We start from the raw sequence: 721 nt of genomic DNA, 5'->3' as shown, positions 1-721 counted from the left end.
CCCCCGCGCCAGGCCCACGGCCCTGCCGGGCTGCCCCCGCAGGGAGTGCGTGGCCCTGCCGGGCTGCCCCCGCAGGGAGTGCGTGGCCCTGCCGGGCTGCCCCCGCAGGGAGTGCACGGCCCTGCCGCGCAGGCCCCGCAGGGAGTGCACGGCCCTGCCGCGCAGGCCCCGCACGGAGTGCACGGCCCCGCCGCGCAGCCCCCGCACGGAGTGCATCGCCCCGCCGGGGAGCCCTGGTGATCAATCCTGAGGCGTCGTCGCTCGTCGCCGCCTATCGCACGCTGCTGCCCGACTCGCTGCGCCGCAGCCGGGCCCGCCGTGTCCCCAGTCGGCTGCGCGCGCTGGTCAAGCGGGTGCTGCGGCGGCTGCAGGTCGGGCTCGGGCTCGGGCGGGTGCTGCGTACGCGCCGGGCGCGGCGGCGCTGGCCGCACCTGTTCGACCGGGGCGAGCGGCTCGCCGCCCTGCTCGACCGCGGCGCCCAGATCGCCCTGGTCCGGCCGACCGCGTCCCCGCTGGGCCTGCGCGAGGCCAACCTGGAGCTCGTCGTCACCGCGCTCGAAGCCGCCGGCGTCGACTACTTCGCCGTACGCGCCGCCAGCGACTTCCGCGCCTGCTTCGCCGTCCGCGCCGAGGACCGCGCCCGGGTCACCGACGCGCTCGCCGCCGCCGGCCGGCAGTGCCCGCTGTACCTGGCGCCGGGCACCGACGCGCCCCGCCCGCT

2 pseudogenes are annotated in these 721 nt (G+C 79.9%); one reads left to right on the top strand and one right to left on the bottom strand.

Annotated features, from left to right (window positions below):
* Positions 1–216 (bottom strand): annotated as a pseudogene (locus GPJ59_RS36705) (hypothetical protein); the annotation flags it as partial.
* 20 nt (positions 217–236) lie between these two features.
* Between GPJ59_RS36705 and GPJ59_RS36700 the strand changes: the two are divergent.
* Positions 237–721, top strand: a pseudogene (locus GPJ59_RS36700) (stealth family protein); the annotation flags it as partial.

This window comes from Streptomyces bambusae (assembly GCF_019400985.1).
GTDB classification, from domain to species: domain Bacteria; phylum Actinomycetota; class Actinomycetes; order Streptomycetales; family Streptomycetaceae; genus Streptomyces; species Streptomyces bambusae_A.
This window is presented reverse-complemented; position numbering and strand designations above follow the sequence as displayed.